Raw genomic sequence first — 15,654 nt, 5'->3', positions numbered from 1 at the left:
GTCCGGGCGAGCCAGGTAGCGGGTGGCCACACCGCCGGCCGCACCGGTGCGCAGGGCGGTGAGACTATCCCCTTCCATCAGCGCCAGGGGCAAACCGGTGGAAGGGTCCAAGGCCATGACCGTGGCCGTTACCGTGGGCAGCCCAAGGGCGGGATTCTCTCCGAACACGGAAACGATTTTCACGGCAAAGTCACCCGTCTCATGGAGATGGGCCGGCATCAACAAGGTGACCCCCTTTTCGGTGGGCACCTTGACCCGCAGGGGCATGGTGGCCTTGCCGGCGGCCAATTGGGCATAGGCCGTTGCCACGGCGTCGATGGCTCCGCGCATGGAAAGGGCCGAACGGACATCACTGGCGGTCAGTAAACGAATCTGCATGAAACGTCACTCCTTCTGATGGATTGTGCGCCGGATCATCTCATCCTGCAGTTCTTCTGTCAAATCCACGAAGTCGTCGCTGTAACCGGCCACGCGCACGATCAGAAATATCCACCCTTGGCCAAGGGGTGAACGCAAATCCCTTGCCCCTGCCGGCAAACGATATTCCCAGGGACTGCCGAGGAGGCATTCTTCTAATTATTTAAGGCGACTGCCGACCACTTGGGCGACCTTGTCATTGACTTTGAACCACTTATCCTTTAGCTTGTTGACTATCACTTAATTGACCATGCAGTCATTTTCCGCTATCCCTGTCACGCCTCATCGGAGACATGGGGAGCATTGATCGATCCGCTTCGGCAATGTACCGTCACGGATGCGGCAGCGCAACACTACCAGCGCCCCTGGAGGAGCCAGTGACCAAGAGAAAAGGCAAACCGGTCAGCTTTGACACCATGGTCAAGCTTTTCATGCACAATTACAACCTCCCCACCAAACGGGATATCGAACGGCTGAACAACCGGCTGGACCGGCTGGAAAAAATGATCCGCGCCCTGCCCACGCGCGGACGGCGCCCGGTGGGGAAAGGTGACGACGTCTCTCCGGCAAGTGCCACGGAAATCGTTCTCGACCTGATTAAAACCAGCCAGAACGGTATCGCCATCGCCCAAATTCGTGAGCAGACAGGCTTCGATGACAAGAAGCTGCGCAACATCATTTACCGCCTCAACCAGATGGGCAAGATCGTACGGGTCAACCGCGGCAGCTACAAAGCCAGCGCATGATCGTCCCCACCCAACCCCCCTTCCCGCCTAACCGGCACTGGAGAGATTCATGAAAACCGAAGCAGATATCAACAATCCCGGCATCCACGCAGGAAGCCGGCTCGGTGGCTACACCGTCAACAAGGTCACCCGGCTTACCGATATTCAGGCCTGGCTTTATCAGCTGACCCATGAAAAAACCGGCGCCCGGCACATCCACATCAGCAATACCGATGGGGAGAACACCTTCGGCGTGGCCTTCAAGACCGTCCCCGAAGACGCCACCGGCGTGGCCCACATTCTTGAACATACGGTCCTTTGCGGGTCGGCCCGCTTTCCGGTGCGCGACCCCTTTTTCTCCATGCTCAAACGCAGCCTGTCCACCTTCATGAATGCCTTCACGGCGTCGGATTGGACCATGTATCCCTTCTCGACCCAGAACCGCAAAGACTACTACAACCTCATGGACGTCTACCTGGATGCGGCTTTTTTCCCCAACATCGATGCGCTGAGCTTCAAGCAGGAGGGCCATCGTCTCGAAGTGGAAGGTGAGGGTGAAGAGCGGCAATTGGTTTACAAGGGTGTGGTTTACAACGAGATGAAAGGCGCCATGTCGTCACCGGACCAGGTGATGGTGCGGTCGCTGCTCAATGCCCTCTACCCGGATACCACCTACCGCCACAACTCGGGCGGCGATCCGGCAGACATCCCCTCGTTGACGCATGCCCAGCTCAAGGCGTTTCACGCCCGCCACTACCACCCCAGCAACGCTTACTTCTACACCTATGGCAATCTGCCGCTGGCCGAGCATTTGGCCTTCATCCAAGCACGAGTGCTGGACCGTTTCACCCTTATCGACCCCAAAACGGATGTTCCGCAACAACCCCGCTGGTCGGCGCCGCGCACGGTCACCTATGCCTATCCCCTGGATCCCGGCGAGGATCCCACCCAAAAATACCAGGCCTGCGTGGCCTGGCTGCTGAGCGACATCCGGGATACGTTCGAAATGCTGGTAACCGCCGTGATCGAGCAGGTCCTCATCGGCAACGCCGCCTCGCCCTTGCGCAAGGCCTTGATGGACAGCCAGCTGGGGACCGCCCTGGCCGACGGCACGGGATTCGACGCAGAAAACCGGGACACCATGTTTTCCGTCGGCCTCAAGGATGTGGGGGCCGATGATGCGCCGGCCGTGGAAGAAATCATTTTTAAGGCACTGAAAGCGCTTTCCGACAACGGTATCGACCCGGAACTCGTGGAATCGGCCATCCATCAAATCGAGTTCCATCGCAAGGAGATCACCAACACGCCCTACCCCTACGGCATCAAGCTGCTCATCGGGGTGACGGCCAGTTGGCTGCACGGCGGGGATCCGGAACGGATCCTCCAGTTGGATGCCGATTTCGAACGCCTGCGCCAGGCGCTGGCCGGCGGCCGTTTTCTCGAGACCAAAATCCGCGAATATTTTCTGGACAACCCCCACCGGGTCCGTTTCACCCTCAGGCCGGACCAGCAGATGGCCGAAAAGGAACGTCAGCGGGTGGCCGGCGAGCTGGCCCGACGCCTGGCCAACCTGAGCGAAGCCGACCTGGCGCGCATTCAAAGCGATGCAGCGGCCCTGGAGAAGCTCCAGGAAGCCCCCGAAGATCTCACCCGTCTGCCGACCCTTGAGCGTACGGATATTCCGCCGAAAGTGGCCTGCATGGATCCGACCGCCGGGATATTCACCCCCCCGGTATGGGCCTATGACCAGCCCACCTCGGGTATCTTCTATTTTTCGGGAGGGCTGGGCGCCGGTAGCATCGAGGGCCGCTTGCTGCCGCTGGTCCCGTTTTTCTGTTACAGCGCTTCGAAAATGGGCACGTCGGCCTGCGATTACACCCGCCTGGCCCGCCGCATCGATCTTTACACGGGCGGCATCGGATTTGCCGCCAATGCACGCATCCGCTTCGACGACCATGGCGACTGTCTGCCCTTCGTCTCCTTTACCGGCAAGTGCCTGAACCGCAATCAGGCACAGCTCTTCGCCATTTTCCAGGAACTGGCCAGCCAGTTGGATTTTGCCGATCATTCGCGACTGCGCCAACTGGTCCTGGAATATCGGGCCGGCCTGGAAGCGGCCGTGGTGCACAACGGCCACCGCCTGGCGATCTCGCTTTCCGCCCGCAACTTTTCACCATCCAATTATCTCCAGGAAATGTGGGGTGGAATTCATCAACTGCATGCCATCAAAGCGGTGGCGGAACAAACGGCCAAGGAGGATCTGACGGGTCTGGCCGCCGATCTGAACGCCATCGCGCAGGCCTTGTTCTGCCGGGAAAATATCGAACTGGCCCTGATCGGGGAAAAGAAAATGCTGATTCAGGCCGGCACCCCCATCCAGAACCTGGGGCGTACATTGGCCGCCGACGGCAAGCCGGGCTTTGTCGCCCCCGGCCTGGACATGCCGACCGATCGTCCCAGGGAGGGTTGGAGCACCTCCACGGCGGTGTCGTTCGTGGCCCAGACGTTTCCCACGGTGCGACTCGGCCACCCGGACAGCCCCGCGCTGGCGGTCATCGCCAAGATGCTGCGCTCGCTCTATCTGCACCGCGAAATCCGCGAAAAAGGGGGCGCTTACGGCGGCTTCGCCATTTATAACGCCGAGGACGGGCTCTTCAGCTTCGGCTCCTACCGCGACCCCCACATCGAAAATACACTGAAAGTTTACAACGCCGCGGCGGGCTTCATCTGTTCGGGCAGCTTTTCCGAGGAAGACGTCAAGGAGGCGATCCTGCAAGTCTGTTCGGAGATCGACAAACCCGACCCGCCCGGCCCGGCGGCGCGCAAGGCCTTTTTTCGGCGCATGATCGGCCTGACGGATGAAACCCGCTTACATCACAAGGAAAGCCTGTTGACCTTGGACAAAAAGGCCGTGCTGGCGGCGGCCGAACGCTACTTCGACGATGGCCCGGCCAACAAGGCGGTCGCCGTGATCTCCAGCCGTGACCGACTTGACGCCGCGAACCAGTCCCTGGGTGCCGCAAAGCTGCGCCTGCACACCGTTTAAAGCAGTTTACCCGGATTAACGGAGGGAAAAATCCAAGTCAAATTGAATCGTATTCCGGTCAGGCCCGGCAAAGAAAACAGTTGGGGGAAAAACGGCTGGCCTGACGGGTGAAAAAGAAACAGGGCGCTGACCTTGCGGTCGCGCCCTGTTACAGGCCACGATGGGAGTTACGGCCCCGCTACATCAGGTACATCAAGGCTGCCTGGTTTTCGAATGATTCCCTCAGCATTCCTTCGGCAGACTTCATGTGGTCAAAAGCATAGGATCCATCCCGCAGATCGCATTGGATCTGATTGACCAGGGGAACGCGTACGTCCGGAATGAACGCCAAGGCCCGCTGGGCATCGGCAATCATCTGTCCATAGCCGCTAAAATCCACCCGGTCCGCACCGGCGAAAAAAGTCTTGGTTTTCTTGGCACCTGTTGTTTCCGAACGATCCACCTGTACCTGAGCCGTACCATAAACCGTAAGTTTCGTTTGCAGATTGTTACTTTTGACTTTCATATTGGCAACTCCTTATCATCTACTGTTGTAACTTCATTATTGGTCGTTGAGCTGAAAAACAATAGTTTTTTTTACCATCGTAACACTCGGCGATATCCTGGGACGCCAAACCGGCCGTTGCGCATCCGGCGGTTTCTCCAAAAGGGCAAAGCCAAAAAGGAATTGCAGAATTTCCGCCAATACCCTAAAACAGGGCCGATTCGAAAATGACAGCAACCTGAACCATTTCAATCCGATAGAGGAATTGACATGTCTGATATCCCGCAAAACACCACGGCCAGAGATCCCCATGAGACCGAATTCCTGCAAGCCGTCCACGAAGTCATGACCAGCGTCAAACCGGTCCTGGACAAAACCCCCGAATATCGTCATCACGGTATTGTGGAGCGTATCGTGGAGCCGGAACGGATCATCACCTTCCGTGTGCCCTGGATGGACGATATGGGCAAGGTCAGGGTCAACCGCGGCTTTCGCGTGGAAATGAACAGCGCCATCGGCCCCTACAAGGGCGGGCTGCGTTTCCATCCCTCGGTCAACCAGAGCATTTTAAAGTTCCTGGCCTTCGAACACGTGTTCAAGAACGCATTGACCACCCTGCCACTGGGAGGCGGTGCCGGTGGAACCGATTTCGACCCCAAGGGAAAGTCCGACGCCGAGGTGATGCGCTTCTGCCAAAACTTCATGGCCGAACTGTTCCGGCATATCGGTGCCAGCACGGACGTACCCGAGGGAGACATCGGTGTGGGCTCACGGGAGATCGGCTACCTGTTCGGCATGTACCGCAAGTTGAGCAATCAGTTCGCCGGCGTGCTTACCGGCAAGGGGCTGGGCTGGGGCGGAAGCCTGATTCGGCCGGAAGCGGCCGGGTTCGGCTGCGTCTATTTTGCCGCCGAAATGCTGGCGACCCGCCATGACAGCCTGGCCGGGAAAACCTGTCTGGTATCCGGGTCGGGCAACGTGGCCCAGGCCACCTGCCGCAAATTGATCGAAATGGGGGCCAAGGTGCTCAGCCTATCCGATTCATCGGGCCACATCTATGATGAAGCGGGGATCGACGCGCAAAAACTGGACTTCGTCAAGCGCCTGAAAAATATTCGCCGGGGACGGATCAGCGACTATGTCAACGAATACCCCCAGGCCGTGTACACCGCCGCCTCGGCCGAACAGGAGGCAAATCCCCTGTGGCGGCACCGCGCCCAGTGTATTTTTCCCTGCGCCACCCAGAACGAAATCAACAAGCAGGATGCCTATCACCTGATCAATAACAACGTCAAACTGGTCTGCGAAGGCGCCAGCATGCCCTGCACCACCGAAGCCCAGGAAATCTTCCTGGACAAGGGGATGCTTTACGCCCCAGGCAAGGCGGCCAACGCCGGCGGGGTGGCGGTATCCGGTTTGGAGCTGACCCAGAACAGCATCCGCCTGAGCTGGCTGAGCGAGGAAGTGGACAACCGTTTGAAGATCATCATGAAAAGCATCCACGACACCTGCCTGAATGCTGCCGAGGCATACGGTTATGCGCGCAACTACCTGGTGGGTGCCAACATCGCCGGTTTTCTGAAAGTCGCCGATGCGATGCTGGATCAGGGCGTGATTTAGTCCGCCCCGGTGGTCATGTCACGCCTTGCGGGCGGGGGCTTCCCCGCCCGGTCGATGCTTTCCGCGGTCAACGCGTTCCGTTTCCGTTTCGTCCTTGAAGCACCTGCGGTCGATGATTATTTTCCTGCGATCGGAAGGCACACGGTCCATCGTCCGGCGCGGCCTTCACCGCCATCAACCATCAGCCACACTGAAAAGGAGCCAGCCATGATTAGCGATAAAATGACCCAGGCGCTGAACGAACAGATCAACCGCGAAATGTATTCCGCCTACCTTTACATGTCCATGTCGGCCCACTGCAACCAGGTTGGCCTCAAGGGATTCGCCAACTGGTTCATGGTCCAGTATCATGAGGAGATGCTGCACGCCATGAAGCTCTTCGAATACGTCCAGCGCCAGGGCTCGGAAGTGAAGCTGGCCGCCATTCAGGCGCCGCCCACGACGTTTGAATCCCCGCTGGATATGTTCACCCAGACACTGGCCCACGAGCAGTTCATCACCCGATCGATCAACGATCTCATGGAAGTGGCGATTGCCGAGAAGGATCACGCCTCCCAGATTTTTCTCGAATGGTATGTGACCGAACAGGTCGAGGAAGAGGAAAACGACAACGACATTATCGCCCAGCTCAAGTGGATCAAGGACAACCCCCAAGGATTGATGATGCTCGACCGGGAACTGGCCGCCCGCGCCACCACCGTGCCCACGGATTTCAGCAAAGGGGTGGAAGCGGCGATGGCAGCCACCGGGGCTTAGCGATAGCGCCCATCCCTCGCCTTGCGGGGGCAACATCCAAATTCAGGAAGTCACGCTGTTTGGGGTGGCTTCCTGAGAAGTTGGATGACCACAAGATATGGGGATAAAGCCCGCTTTTGAATGTCCAATAGCTCTCTTTTCCAATCAGTACGAGAATACTTGCGCATATAGATGCTTCTGAAATATCATCCGCCTGACTTCATGCGCACGCAGCTCCCGCATCATATCCGCCGGGCTTTGGCCGAAATAGCGCTTGAATTCGCGACTGAACTGGGAGGAGCTTTCATATCCCACCTTGTCAGCCGCGATGTAGGCTTTCATGTTTTTCTGCACGATTAAATCCCTCGCCTTGGTGAGCCTGACCTTTTTCAGGTACTGGATGGGAGAATCCGACGTGATATCTTTAAATGCCCGGTGAAAGGCGGACGTACTCATGCGGGCCATGTTGGCCAGTCGATCCACATCGAGTTTTTTCGCATAATCGCGTTGCATGATCTGCAGGGCACGGGCCACTTGGGAAAAAGTGCCGCCATGCATGACCAGTGAATAAAGTACCGGCGCCTGGGTTCCGCCAAGGGCCCGGTAAAGGATCTCTCGCACCAGCCCGGGGCCTAAAATCTGGGACTCCGCTTCCGACTGCAAGCACTTGACCAACCGCGTGATTGCATCCGCCATATCCGCATCGAGCACGGCCGGGCCAATTCCGCGCGGCAGCTCCTTATCGCCAAAATTGCCAATCTCTGCCTGGAGCCCCAATCGACCGATCAAGTCGTGCAGTTGGGCGATGTCGATATCGATATATAGACCGAGCAGGGGGTCATCCGCGCTGGCAACGGTCTCACATTCGAATGGCATGGTCACCGAGGTCACCAGATAATGGTTGGCATCATATTGGAATTTCTGCCCTCCCAGGTAGCCGATCTTGTGCCCCTGGGCAATGATGCAAATACCCGGATCATACACAATCGGTTTTCGGGCTATCGGGTGAGTCGATTTAAACAGCCGCACGCCGGCAAGCCGCGATTCAGACGATCCCCCATCGGCCAGCGGGAAGCGTTTCATCAGTTCAGCAATTGTTGACATGGTCGATCCCTCCTTTTCATACATCAGCTTTAGACAACAATTTTAGCCATTGGACAACTTTAATCACACCTCTAAGCAGAATCAGGCAACATTTGGGTAGGATCTGACATTTCCGGCAGGCCGTTTACGACCTATTATCCATTCATCAAACAGCGAATCAGGCCTTGCCGACGAGCCACGTTTCAGTCGGGCATAAAAACAGACGTAAACCATGAAACCCCTGACAAACAGCGTCTTTGGAAGAGTTGAACAACCAGGAAAGCGTGATTGATTATGCGACTCGCACTCCCCTCGCTCATAATGCTTGTCTATATCCTCGTCAGCCTGATCGGCACCATGCCCGGCCGGCCCATGGCGCGGATCGTGGCCGGCATCCTGCTTTTGGCCACCAGTCTGAAATACCTCATCTATGAGCGCATTGGCGGCTCCTTTATTGCGCCTGACCTGCCGGGACCACTCCTATTGGCGATGGAACTTCTGTATTCGGCCATGGTCATCCTGTTTTTTTTACTGCTGCTCAAGGACGGATTGGCGTTGCTGTTATGGCTGAGCCGATGGCTGGGGTCATCATGGAGATTTCCGTTTTCCCCGGAGGCGTTCTCTGCGGGGATCATATCCGTTGCCCTGCTGCTGGCCGTTTTCGGAACCTGGCAATCCGTACGCGTGCCGGATGTTCGTGCGGTGGAGATATCCATGCCCCGGATTCCGGCGGCGCTGGACGGGTTTTCCATTATCCAGATCACGGATATTCATATCGGCCCCTTTCTTAAGGGAGAGTGGTTGCGGCGCGTCGTGGAAAAAACCAACCACCAGCATGCGGATCTCATTGCCCTGACTGGTGATCTGATCGATGGGACGCCGGATGCATTGAAAGACGACATCGCGCCGCTTGGCGAACTGCGCGCCCGGTATGGCGTTTTCGGCGTGACCGGCAACCATGAGTACTACTTTCAGGTCAATTAATGGCGGACGGGTCCAAGGGCTGTACGACATAGATGGCATGAAGCTCTATGTCAGTCCTGGAACCGGGCTCTGGTCTGGATTTTCCTGCCGCCTGGGGGTGCCGTCGGAAATCACCCGGATCGTGCTGCGTACAACGGACAACCAACCGCATTCCGGATGATCATTTCAGTCATAGAAGCAGTAATAGGCAAGCTATTGAGAGGATCGGATATTTTCAGTCCAGCTACCTGGCCGTATGATGTGTACAAAAAAGCACTCCAAGGAGGAATCCATGAACTTCGAATTCCATAACCCAACCCATCTTATCTTCGGTGCCGGCACGCTCTCCCAACTCGGTCAAGTGGCCAGCAAGTTTGGCAAAAAGGCCGTGGCCGACGGCAGCGATCTTGAAGCGCGCGCCCAGGTGCAGTGGGCGTCGATCGTCGCCCTGAACGGCTGGGTGAATTCCGGTACCAACTACACCCCTCCGGTCCATATGATCGAACACGCGCTTTCCGCCCACCACGATATCACCCACGGTGCCGGATTGGCAGTGGTCAACCCGGCCTACATGCGCTTTATCGCCAAAGCGCGTCCCCAGCGCCTGGCACAAAAGGCAGATATCATCACGGTACTGGCGTCCGCCCTGTAGCCGTCACCGCGAGTGCCGCCCACTGATCCGGCGAAAACGTTTACTGTTCACATGGTGCGGTGCCCGCTGCAGTGCCGCATGGTTTGAACATGTGAGTGACGAACCATATGCCGGGTAATGCATCCGGCATTTCAGGAGTATTTATGTCTGTAACACGTCGTCCAAATACAAAAGGAGCTGCTGGAACGGTGGCGCTGCAAGCCCCGGGTTGGTATGTTCTTGCGGTGCTGAGCCTGCTCATGGGCTTTGCCTCGATCTCCACCGATCTCTACCTGCCCGCCATGCCTGCGATGGGCCGTTCGCTCCATGCGAGCGCCGGCATGATGGAGTGGACCATCTCGGGCTATCTCATCGGTTTCAGCCTGGGGCAGCTTTTTTGGGGGCCCATCGGCGACCGGTACGGCCGCCCGGATATCAGTGGCCATCGGATTGATCCTGTTCGTGATCGGTTCGGCCGGCTGTGCCCTTGCCCAAACCGCGCACGCCATGATCGCCTGGCGGATCGTGCAAGCCCTTGGGGCCTGCGCTTCCGTGGCGTTGTCCCGCGCCATGGTGCGGGATCTCTACGAAGGCAACCGGGCCGCGCAAATGTTATCGACGCTGATCACCGTGATGGCCATCGCCCCGCTGATCGGTCCGTTGGTGGGCGGTCAAATTGTGGTTCTTGCCGGATGGCGGGCCATTTTCTGGACCCTGGTGGGTATCGGTGTCCTCACGTTTGCAGCTCTGTTCACGATACCGGAAACCCTGCCCCCTGAACGGCGCGGCCGTGAATCCATCCTCCGCGCGCTGGCCGGATACACGGCGCTTCTGCGCCATCACCGACTTCTGGGGTATGCGGGTGCGGGTGGCTTCCTGTACGGTGGTATGTACGCTTATGTCGCAGGTACGCCCTTCGCCTATATCACCTATTACCATGTGCCAGCCCAATTCTACGGTCTGCTCTTCGGCCTTGGCATCATCGGCATCATGGCTGCCAACATCTTAAATACGCGCCTGATTCCATACTTCGGCTATGATCGCATTCTGCTGGCCGGCACCATTTTCACCGCCCTTTCCGCCATGACAGCGGCCGTTGCTTCCCGTACCGGATGGGGCGGACTGTGGGGGCTGGTCGTGCCGCTGTTCGTGTTCGCCTCGACGACCGGTTTTGTGGTCGCCAATTCGATTACGGGTGCTCTGGCCGATTTCCCGGAGCGTGCCGGTGCCGTTTCAGCGCTGATCGGTGCGATTCAGTATGGCAGCGGGATCATCGGTTCCGGTCTGGTCGGCGCATTCGCCGACGGCACGCCGTGGCCCATGGGCTGGGTGATCGGGGTGGCCGGGGTCGGAAGCCTGCTTTCTATGCTTCTGCTCACCCCAGTGCTTTTCGGAAAAACACGCGGAATCAGCACGACCTCTCATACGTTTCAGATCTTCAGGAGAATACGATGCAGAAAGTCATGCTAAACCATGGCGGATTACGACGTGATCTACCTGGGCTATCCCAACTGGTGGGGAACCATGCCCATGGCGGTGTTTACCTTCCTTGAATCCTATGACTTTTCCGGTAAAACCATTATCCCGTTTTGTCGGTAACATACTTGGCGGCTAAATCCTTACACATTGAACACCTCGCGTCGGTCATACCTGTCAAATGGTGCGAAAAATGGAATATGCTTTGACAGAAATCGCCTAAAGTCGCGGAAAAAATCTGACGACATTGAATCAGGATACGGATTGGATGCACGTTAACGGGTAACACGTGTCCATCAAATCGATCGACAATCCATACGCATGAAGAAGGTCTCATGATTTTTCCGAACTTGTAGATATCGATGCGCTGCGGCAGCTCTGCGAAAGCTTCACCGAAATCACCGGCGCGGTAACCGCGCTACTGGACCTGCAAGGCAATGTCCTCATCGCTACGGGGTGGCAGGACATTTGTACACGCTTCCACCGGGTCCACAGCGTAACCGCCAGTCGGTGCCTGGAGAGCGATACCGTGCTCGCCGGACAATTGAACCGGGGGGAGCCCTACAATATCTACAAATGCAAGAACGGCCTGGTCGATGTCGCCGTGCCCATCATCATCCGTGACGAACACGTCGCCAACTTCTTTACCGGCCAGTTCTTTTTGGAAAATCCGGATCAGCAATACTTCATCCAGCAGGCGCAAACCTTCGGTTTTGACAAGGACGCCTACCTTTCCGCCCTGGCGCGGGTTCCCGTCTTTTCCGAAGACACGATCCGGTCGATGATGCGTTTCTTCACGCAAATCGCGCAATTGATCGGTGGGTTGGCCCTCACCGGGAAAGACCTTGAGACCGCCAACAGAAAACTGCGCGATCATCAGGAGCAGTTGGAAGAGTTGGTCAGGGAACGCACAGCCGAGCTGACCGTCGCCAAGGAAGCGGCGGAGACGGCAAGCCTGGCGAAAAGCGCCTTCCTCGCCAATATGAGTCATGAAATCCGAACACCCATGAACGGGGTCATCGGCATGACCGAACTTCTACTGGATACGCCGCTGAACCCCGAGCAACTTGATTACGCCAAAACCGTTCGGGCCAGCGCGGAATCCCTGCTGGCGGTAATTAACGACATTCTGGATTATTCCAAGATTGAGTCCGGGACACTCGAGTTTGAATGTATCGACTTTAATCTAAGGCGAATGCTGGGCGATATTATCGACATGCTGGCCGTGACCGCCTACAAGAAGGAACTCGAATTTGCCTGCCTGACCCATCAAAACGTTCCCGCGCTGCTCCAGGGAGACCCGGGCCGTCTGCGCCAGGTGCTCAACAATCTGATCAATAACGCCATCAAATTCACGCAAAAAGGCGAGGTCATCATTCGGGTGGTGGTCGAAGCAGAGGACCCGGATCAAACGATGCTACGGTTCGAAGTCAGTGACACCGGCATCGGGATTCCCGAAAACCGAATGGACCGGCTGTTCCGGTCGTTTTCCCAGGTCGATCCTTCCACCACCCGAAAATATGGCGGTACCGGTCTGGGCCTTGCCATCTCCAAACAGCTCGTCAGCATGATGGACGGGCAGATCGGCGTGGAGAGCCAGGAAGGTCAAGGGTCGACATTCTGGTTTACGGTCAAGCTGAAAAAACAGCCCCGAAACCAGGCCGATGCAATGCCAACCCCCAAGGGGATCGAGGGCGACCGTATCCTAATTGTTGATGACAGTTCGATAAACCGATTAATTTTAAAAGACATTCTGACAGCATGGGGTTGCCGCATCGGCGAAGTCGACAATGGCGGCGGAGCCTGGCCATGCTCCACGCGGCTCAGGAGAAAAGCGACCCTTACCGCATGGCGATTCTCGATATGCAGATGCCGGGGATGGATGGGGAAACGCTGGGCAAATTAATCAAGGTAACCCCTGTTCTGAAAAACACCATTCTCATCATGCTCACCTCGATCGGTGAGCGCGGTGATGCCGCCAGGCTCAAGGAGATCGGTTTTGCCGCCTACCTGACCAAACCCATCAAACAATCGCAACTCTACGATTGTCTCACCCTGGTAACCCATCGGCCGGCATCCGAAAACGCGGAGAAAAAGCCGGATCTGGTTACGAAACATACCATCTGGACAGCAAGCGCCAGGATCTGAGAATTCTTTTGGCCGAGGACAACATCATCAATCAAAAAGTAGCGATGAATGTGCTGCAAAAATCCGGCTACCATGCGGATGTGGTCATGAATGGCCGGGAGGCGGTGGAAGCCCTCAAGACCACGGCATACGATTTGGTCTTCATGGATATTCAGATGCCGGAAATGGGCGGGTTCGAGGCCACGCGGTTGATCCGGGATCCCGCATCCGGGGTGACCGACGCACGCGTTCCCATCATTGCCATGACCGCCCATGCCATGAAGGGCGATCGGGAACGCTGCATTGCGGCCGGCATGGACGATTATGTTTCAAAGCCCATCAACCCCAAGGAACTGATTGAAACCATAAGCCGGTGGGCCGGAGTGAAAAAAGGACCGCAAAAATAAACCGCCAAACCAGCCCGCAATACTGCGCCAGATACCACTTTCCAGACCGATCAAGTCCCTACCCGGATCGTTTTCGACGCGGCTTCCGTGACCGGCGCGCCCGTATCGCCGGCAGCGCCGCCAGTAACATCCACGGGTGGGATCGTAGGAGCTTGAACAGCACGCCGTGTTGTCCTTCAGCCGGCAGGGTTTTCGCCGGCCTGCGCCAGGGGCTGGGTGTACAGCAGCTGCGTGGGATAGGCGAATTCGATCCCGGCGTCAGCGAACTGCTTGAAAATGTCCAGATTGACCGCCTGCTGGATGTCCATGTAGACCGTGTAATCCGGGCTCTGGATCCAGTAGACCACCTCGAATACCAGTGCGTAATCGCCATATGACTTGAAGTGGGCCCGGTCGAAACGGGCCAGGGAATTGGCCTCGATCGCTTGTTTGATCATATCCGGAATCTTCTGGAGCTTTTCATAAGCCGTCTGGTAAACCACGCCGAGGGTAAATACCACCCGGCGATCCACCATGCGTTTGTAATTGCGGATACGGCTTTTCAGAAGATCCGTATTGGAGAAGATCAACTGCTCACCGGAAAGACTGCGCAGGCGGGTGGTTTTGAGGCCCACATGCTCGACCGTGCCCATGTAGTCGTCGATGACGATGAAATCGTCGATGACGAAGGGCTTGTCCAGGACAATGGAAAAGGAAGCAAAAAGATCGCCGAGAATGTTCTGGATGGCCAGGGCCACGGCGATACCGCTGATGCCCAAACCGGCGATCAGGGTGGTGATGTTGATGCCCAGGTTGTCGAGGCCGTTGAGCAGCAAAAGAATCCAGATGAACATGCGCAGCACGAATCCCACCGACGTCAGGGTGGTGACCGCACCGGCATTACTTCCGAGCTTGCGTTTGCGGAAGCGCGCCACCCAGAACGTCACGGCATGAGACGCAAGAATACCGATCTGGATCAGGGTGATGATCCCGACAACATGACCGAGGATGCCGGCTGTCTCATCCGGCAACGTGAGCTTGAGGGAACCGAAATACACCGCCACGGCGAAGATAAAGACCACATTCAAGCGTTCGATCAATTCCACCAGAAGATCGTCCCACACCGTTACGGTCCTGGCGGCGAAAGCGGCCAGCTTTTTATAAAGGATGCGTTTGGTGACGCTGACGGACATGTAAATAAGCACCATGATGCCGATGCCGATCAACCATTCCTGCAAAGAATTCTGATAAATGACAATTTTTGAAAACATGTGACAATACCTTCGGATCATCTGCCGGCTGAGCGAATTCAGCCGCATATAAGAAAGCGTTTCCGCAGAGAGGGAAGCATCGTTCTCCGGAATGCGAGAAAATAAGTGGGCCTATCTTAACCAATGATCGCGTAAAGGTCAAAATCCGTGGGATTCGAGGTCGTATCGCTCCTATTCGAGGGGAAAATGGCAGGCCACCCACCGGTCGCCATCGGCCGTGAAGGGCGGGTCCTCGGTTTGGCAGACCGGACGGGCATAGGGGCAGCGGGTGTGAAACCGACAGCCGGAAGGCAGGTTCATGGGGCTGGGAATGTCGCCCCTGAGAATCAGTCGCTCCCGGTTACGGCGGCGCGGGTCGGCAAGCGGCACGGCCGCGATGAGAAAACGGGTATAGGGATGGCGGGGGCACCGGAAAACATCATCCGTATGACCCAGTTCAACGGTCTTGCCCAGGAACATCACGCAGACCCGGTCGGCGATGTGGCGCACCACCCGAGATCGTGGGTGATGAACAGGTAGGTCAGCTTCAGGCGTTCCTGCAGATCCTTGAGCAAATTGAGGATCTGGGCCTGGATGGAAACATCCAGGGCGGAGACGGCCTCGTCGCAAATCACGAAGGCGGGGTTCGTGGCCAGGGCCCGGGCGATGCCGATGCGCTGGCGCTGCCCGCCGCTGAACTGGTGGCGGGTA

General features: G+C 57.1%; 17 protein-coding genes and 2 pseudogenes. 12 read left to right on the top strand and 7 right to left on the bottom strand.

The features are described 5' to 3' along the window. Both JCM12296_RS25645 and JCM12296_RS48145 read right to left on the bottom strand, forming a co-directional pair. Positions 1–378 (bottom strand): annotated as a pseudogene (locus tag JCM12296_RS25645) (hypothetical protein); the annotation flags it as partial. A 6-nt stretch (positions 379–384) separates the two neighbouring features. Next, positions 385–516: a hypothetical protein gene (locus JCM12296_RS48145; RefSeq protein WP_281492158.1), complete on the bottom strand. Its 132-nt coding sequence runs from the start codon at positions 514–516 to the stop codon at positions 385–387. Positions 517–794: 278 nt separating this feature from the next. Between JCM12296_RS48145 and JCM12296_RS25640 the strand changes: the two genes are divergently transcribed. Beyond that, the gene (locus JCM12296_RS25640) at positions 795–1,163 is read left to right on the top strand and encodes a hypothetical protein (RefSeq protein WP_054699236.1); all 369 of its coding nucleotides are present in this window, start codon (positions 795–797) and stop codon (positions 1,161–1,163) included. Between the two features lie 49 nt (positions 1,164–1,212). Then, the gene (locus JCM12296_RS25635) at positions 1,213–4,188 is read left to right on the top strand and encodes an insulinase family protein (protein ID WP_054699234.1); all 2,976 of its coding nucleotides are present in this window, start codon (positions 1,213–1,215) and stop codon (positions 4,186–4,188) included. 178 nt (positions 4,189–4,366) lie between these two features. Here JCM12296_RS25635 and JCM12296_RS25630 read toward each other — a convergent pair whose 3' ends face one another. Further along, positions 4,367–4,693: a flagellar biosynthesis anti-sigma factor FlgM gene (locus tag JCM12296_RS25630; protein WP_054699232.1), complete on the bottom strand. Its 327-nt coding sequence runs from the start codon at positions 4,691–4,693 to the stop codon at positions 4,367–4,369. Positions 4,694–4,942: 249 nt separating this feature from the next. Between JCM12296_RS25630 and gdhA the strand changes: the two genes are divergently transcribed. Then, positions 4,943–6,292 (top strand): NADP-specific glutamate dehydrogenase, encoded by a 1,350-nt coding sequence (gene gdhA, locus JCM12296_RS25625; RefSeq protein WP_054699230.1) that lies wholly within the window; start codon positions 4,943–4,945, stop codon positions 6,290–6,292. A gap of 207 nt (positions 6,293–6,499) precedes the next feature. Next, on the top strand, positions 6,500–7,048 hold the full coding sequence (locus tag JCM12296_RS25620; protein WP_054699228.1) for a ferritin: 549 nt from the start codon (positions 6,500–6,502) through the stop codon (positions 7,046–7,048). A 144-nt stretch (positions 7,049–7,192) separates the two neighbouring features. Here JCM12296_RS25620 and JCM12296_RS25615 read toward each other — a convergent pair whose 3' ends face one another. Continuing rightward, positions 7,193–8,131, bottom strand: coding sequence for an AraC family transcriptional regulator (locus tag JCM12296_RS25615; protein ID WP_054699226.1), 939 nt, complete (start codon positions 8,129–8,131; stop codon positions 7,193–7,195). 273 nt (positions 8,132–8,404) lie between these two features. Here JCM12296_RS25615 and JCM12296_RS25610 point away from each other — a divergent pair, with 273 nt between their 5' ends. The 8 genes and pseudogenes from JCM12296_RS25610 (at position 8,405) to JCM12296_RS25585 (ending at position 13,714) form a co-directional block, all read left to right on the top strand. Next, the gene (locus tag JCM12296_RS25610) at positions 8,405–9,094 is read left to right on the top strand and encodes a metallophosphoesterase (protein ID WP_157067898.1); all 690 of its coding nucleotides are present in this window, start codon (positions 8,405–8,407) and stop codon (positions 9,092–9,094) included. Between the two features lie 271 nt (positions 9,095–9,365). Next, entirely contained in the window at positions 9,366–9,725 is a 360-nt protein-coding gene (locus JCM12296_RS25605) for a dehydroquinate synthase/iron-containing alcohol dehydrogenase family protein (protein WP_054699222.1), read from the top strand. A gap of 107 nt (positions 9,726–9,832) precedes the next feature. Then, positions 9,833–10,120: pseudogene (locus tag JCM12296_RS50830) on the top strand (hypothetical protein); the annotation flags it as partial. After that, a complete protein-coding gene (locus tag JCM12296_RS25600) occupies positions 10,071–11,174 on the top strand; it encodes a multidrug effflux MFS transporter (protein ID WP_281492159.1) in 1,104 nt (367 codons plus the stop codon). The pseudogene JCM12296_RS50830 and the gene JCM12296_RS25600, both read left to right, overlap by 50 nt. Positions 11,175–11,177: 3 nt before the next feature. After that, on the top strand, positions 11,178–11,303 hold the full coding sequence (locus JCM12296_RS37015; protein ID WP_213182937.1) for a flavodoxin: 126 nt from the start codon (positions 11,178–11,180) through the stop codon (positions 11,301–11,303). 235 nt (positions 11,304–11,538) lie between these two features. Continuing rightward, on the top strand, positions 11,539–13,086 hold the full coding sequence (locus JCM12296_RS25595) for a PocR ligand-binding domain-containing protein (RefSeq protein ID WP_083456520.1): 1,548 nt from the start codon (positions 11,539–11,541) through the stop codon (positions 13,084–13,086). Continuing rightward, the gene (locus tag JCM12296_RS25590; RefSeq protein WP_083456519.1) at positions 12,990–13,328 is read left to right on the top strand and encodes a response regulator; all 339 of its coding nucleotides are present in this window, start codon (positions 12,990–12,992) and stop codon (positions 13,326–13,328) included. Before JCM12296_RS25595 ends, JCM12296_RS25590 begins: the two co-directional genes overlap by 97 nt. Positions 13,329–13,336: 8 nt before the next feature. Further along, positions 13,337–13,714 carry a response regulator gene (locus JCM12296_RS25585; protein ID WP_054699218.1) on the top strand — a complete coding sequence of 126 codons (378 nt, stop codon included), beginning with the start codon at positions 13,337–13,339 and terminating at the stop codon, positions 13,712–13,714. Between the two features lie 176 nt (positions 13,715–13,890). Here the strand turns inward: JCM12296_RS25585 and JCM12296_RS25580 are convergent, their stop codons facing one another. The 3 genes from JCM12296_RS25580 to JCM12296_RS49905 form a co-directional block, all read right to left on the bottom strand. After that, a complete protein-coding gene (locus JCM12296_RS25580; RefSeq protein WP_157067896.1) occupies positions 13,891–14,964 on the bottom strand; it encodes a mechanosensitive ion channel family protein in 1,074 nt (357 codons plus the stop codon). 171 nt (positions 14,965–15,135) lie between these two features. Further along, a complete protein-coding gene (locus tag JCM12296_RS49910) occupies positions 15,136–15,453 on the bottom strand; it encodes an oligopeptide/dipeptide ABC transporter ATP-binding protein (protein WP_340147882.1) in 318 nt (105 codons plus the stop codon). Further along, the coding region (locus JCM12296_RS49905; protein ID WP_340147881.1) for an ATP-binding cassette domain-containing protein at positions 15,423–15,654 on the bottom strand (232 nt) is incomplete at its 5' end. The genes JCM12296_RS49905 and JCM12296_RS49910, both read right to left, overlap by 31 nt.

This window comes from Desulfosarcina cetonica JCM 12296, assembly GCF_001311845.1.
Taxonomy (GTDB): Bacteria; Desulfobacterota; Desulfobacteria; order Desulfobacterales; family Desulfosarcinaceae; genus Desulfosarcina; species Desulfosarcina cetonica.
The sequence above is the reverse complement of the archived record's forward strand: the minus strand, read 5'-3'. Positions and strand labels throughout refer to the sequence as shown.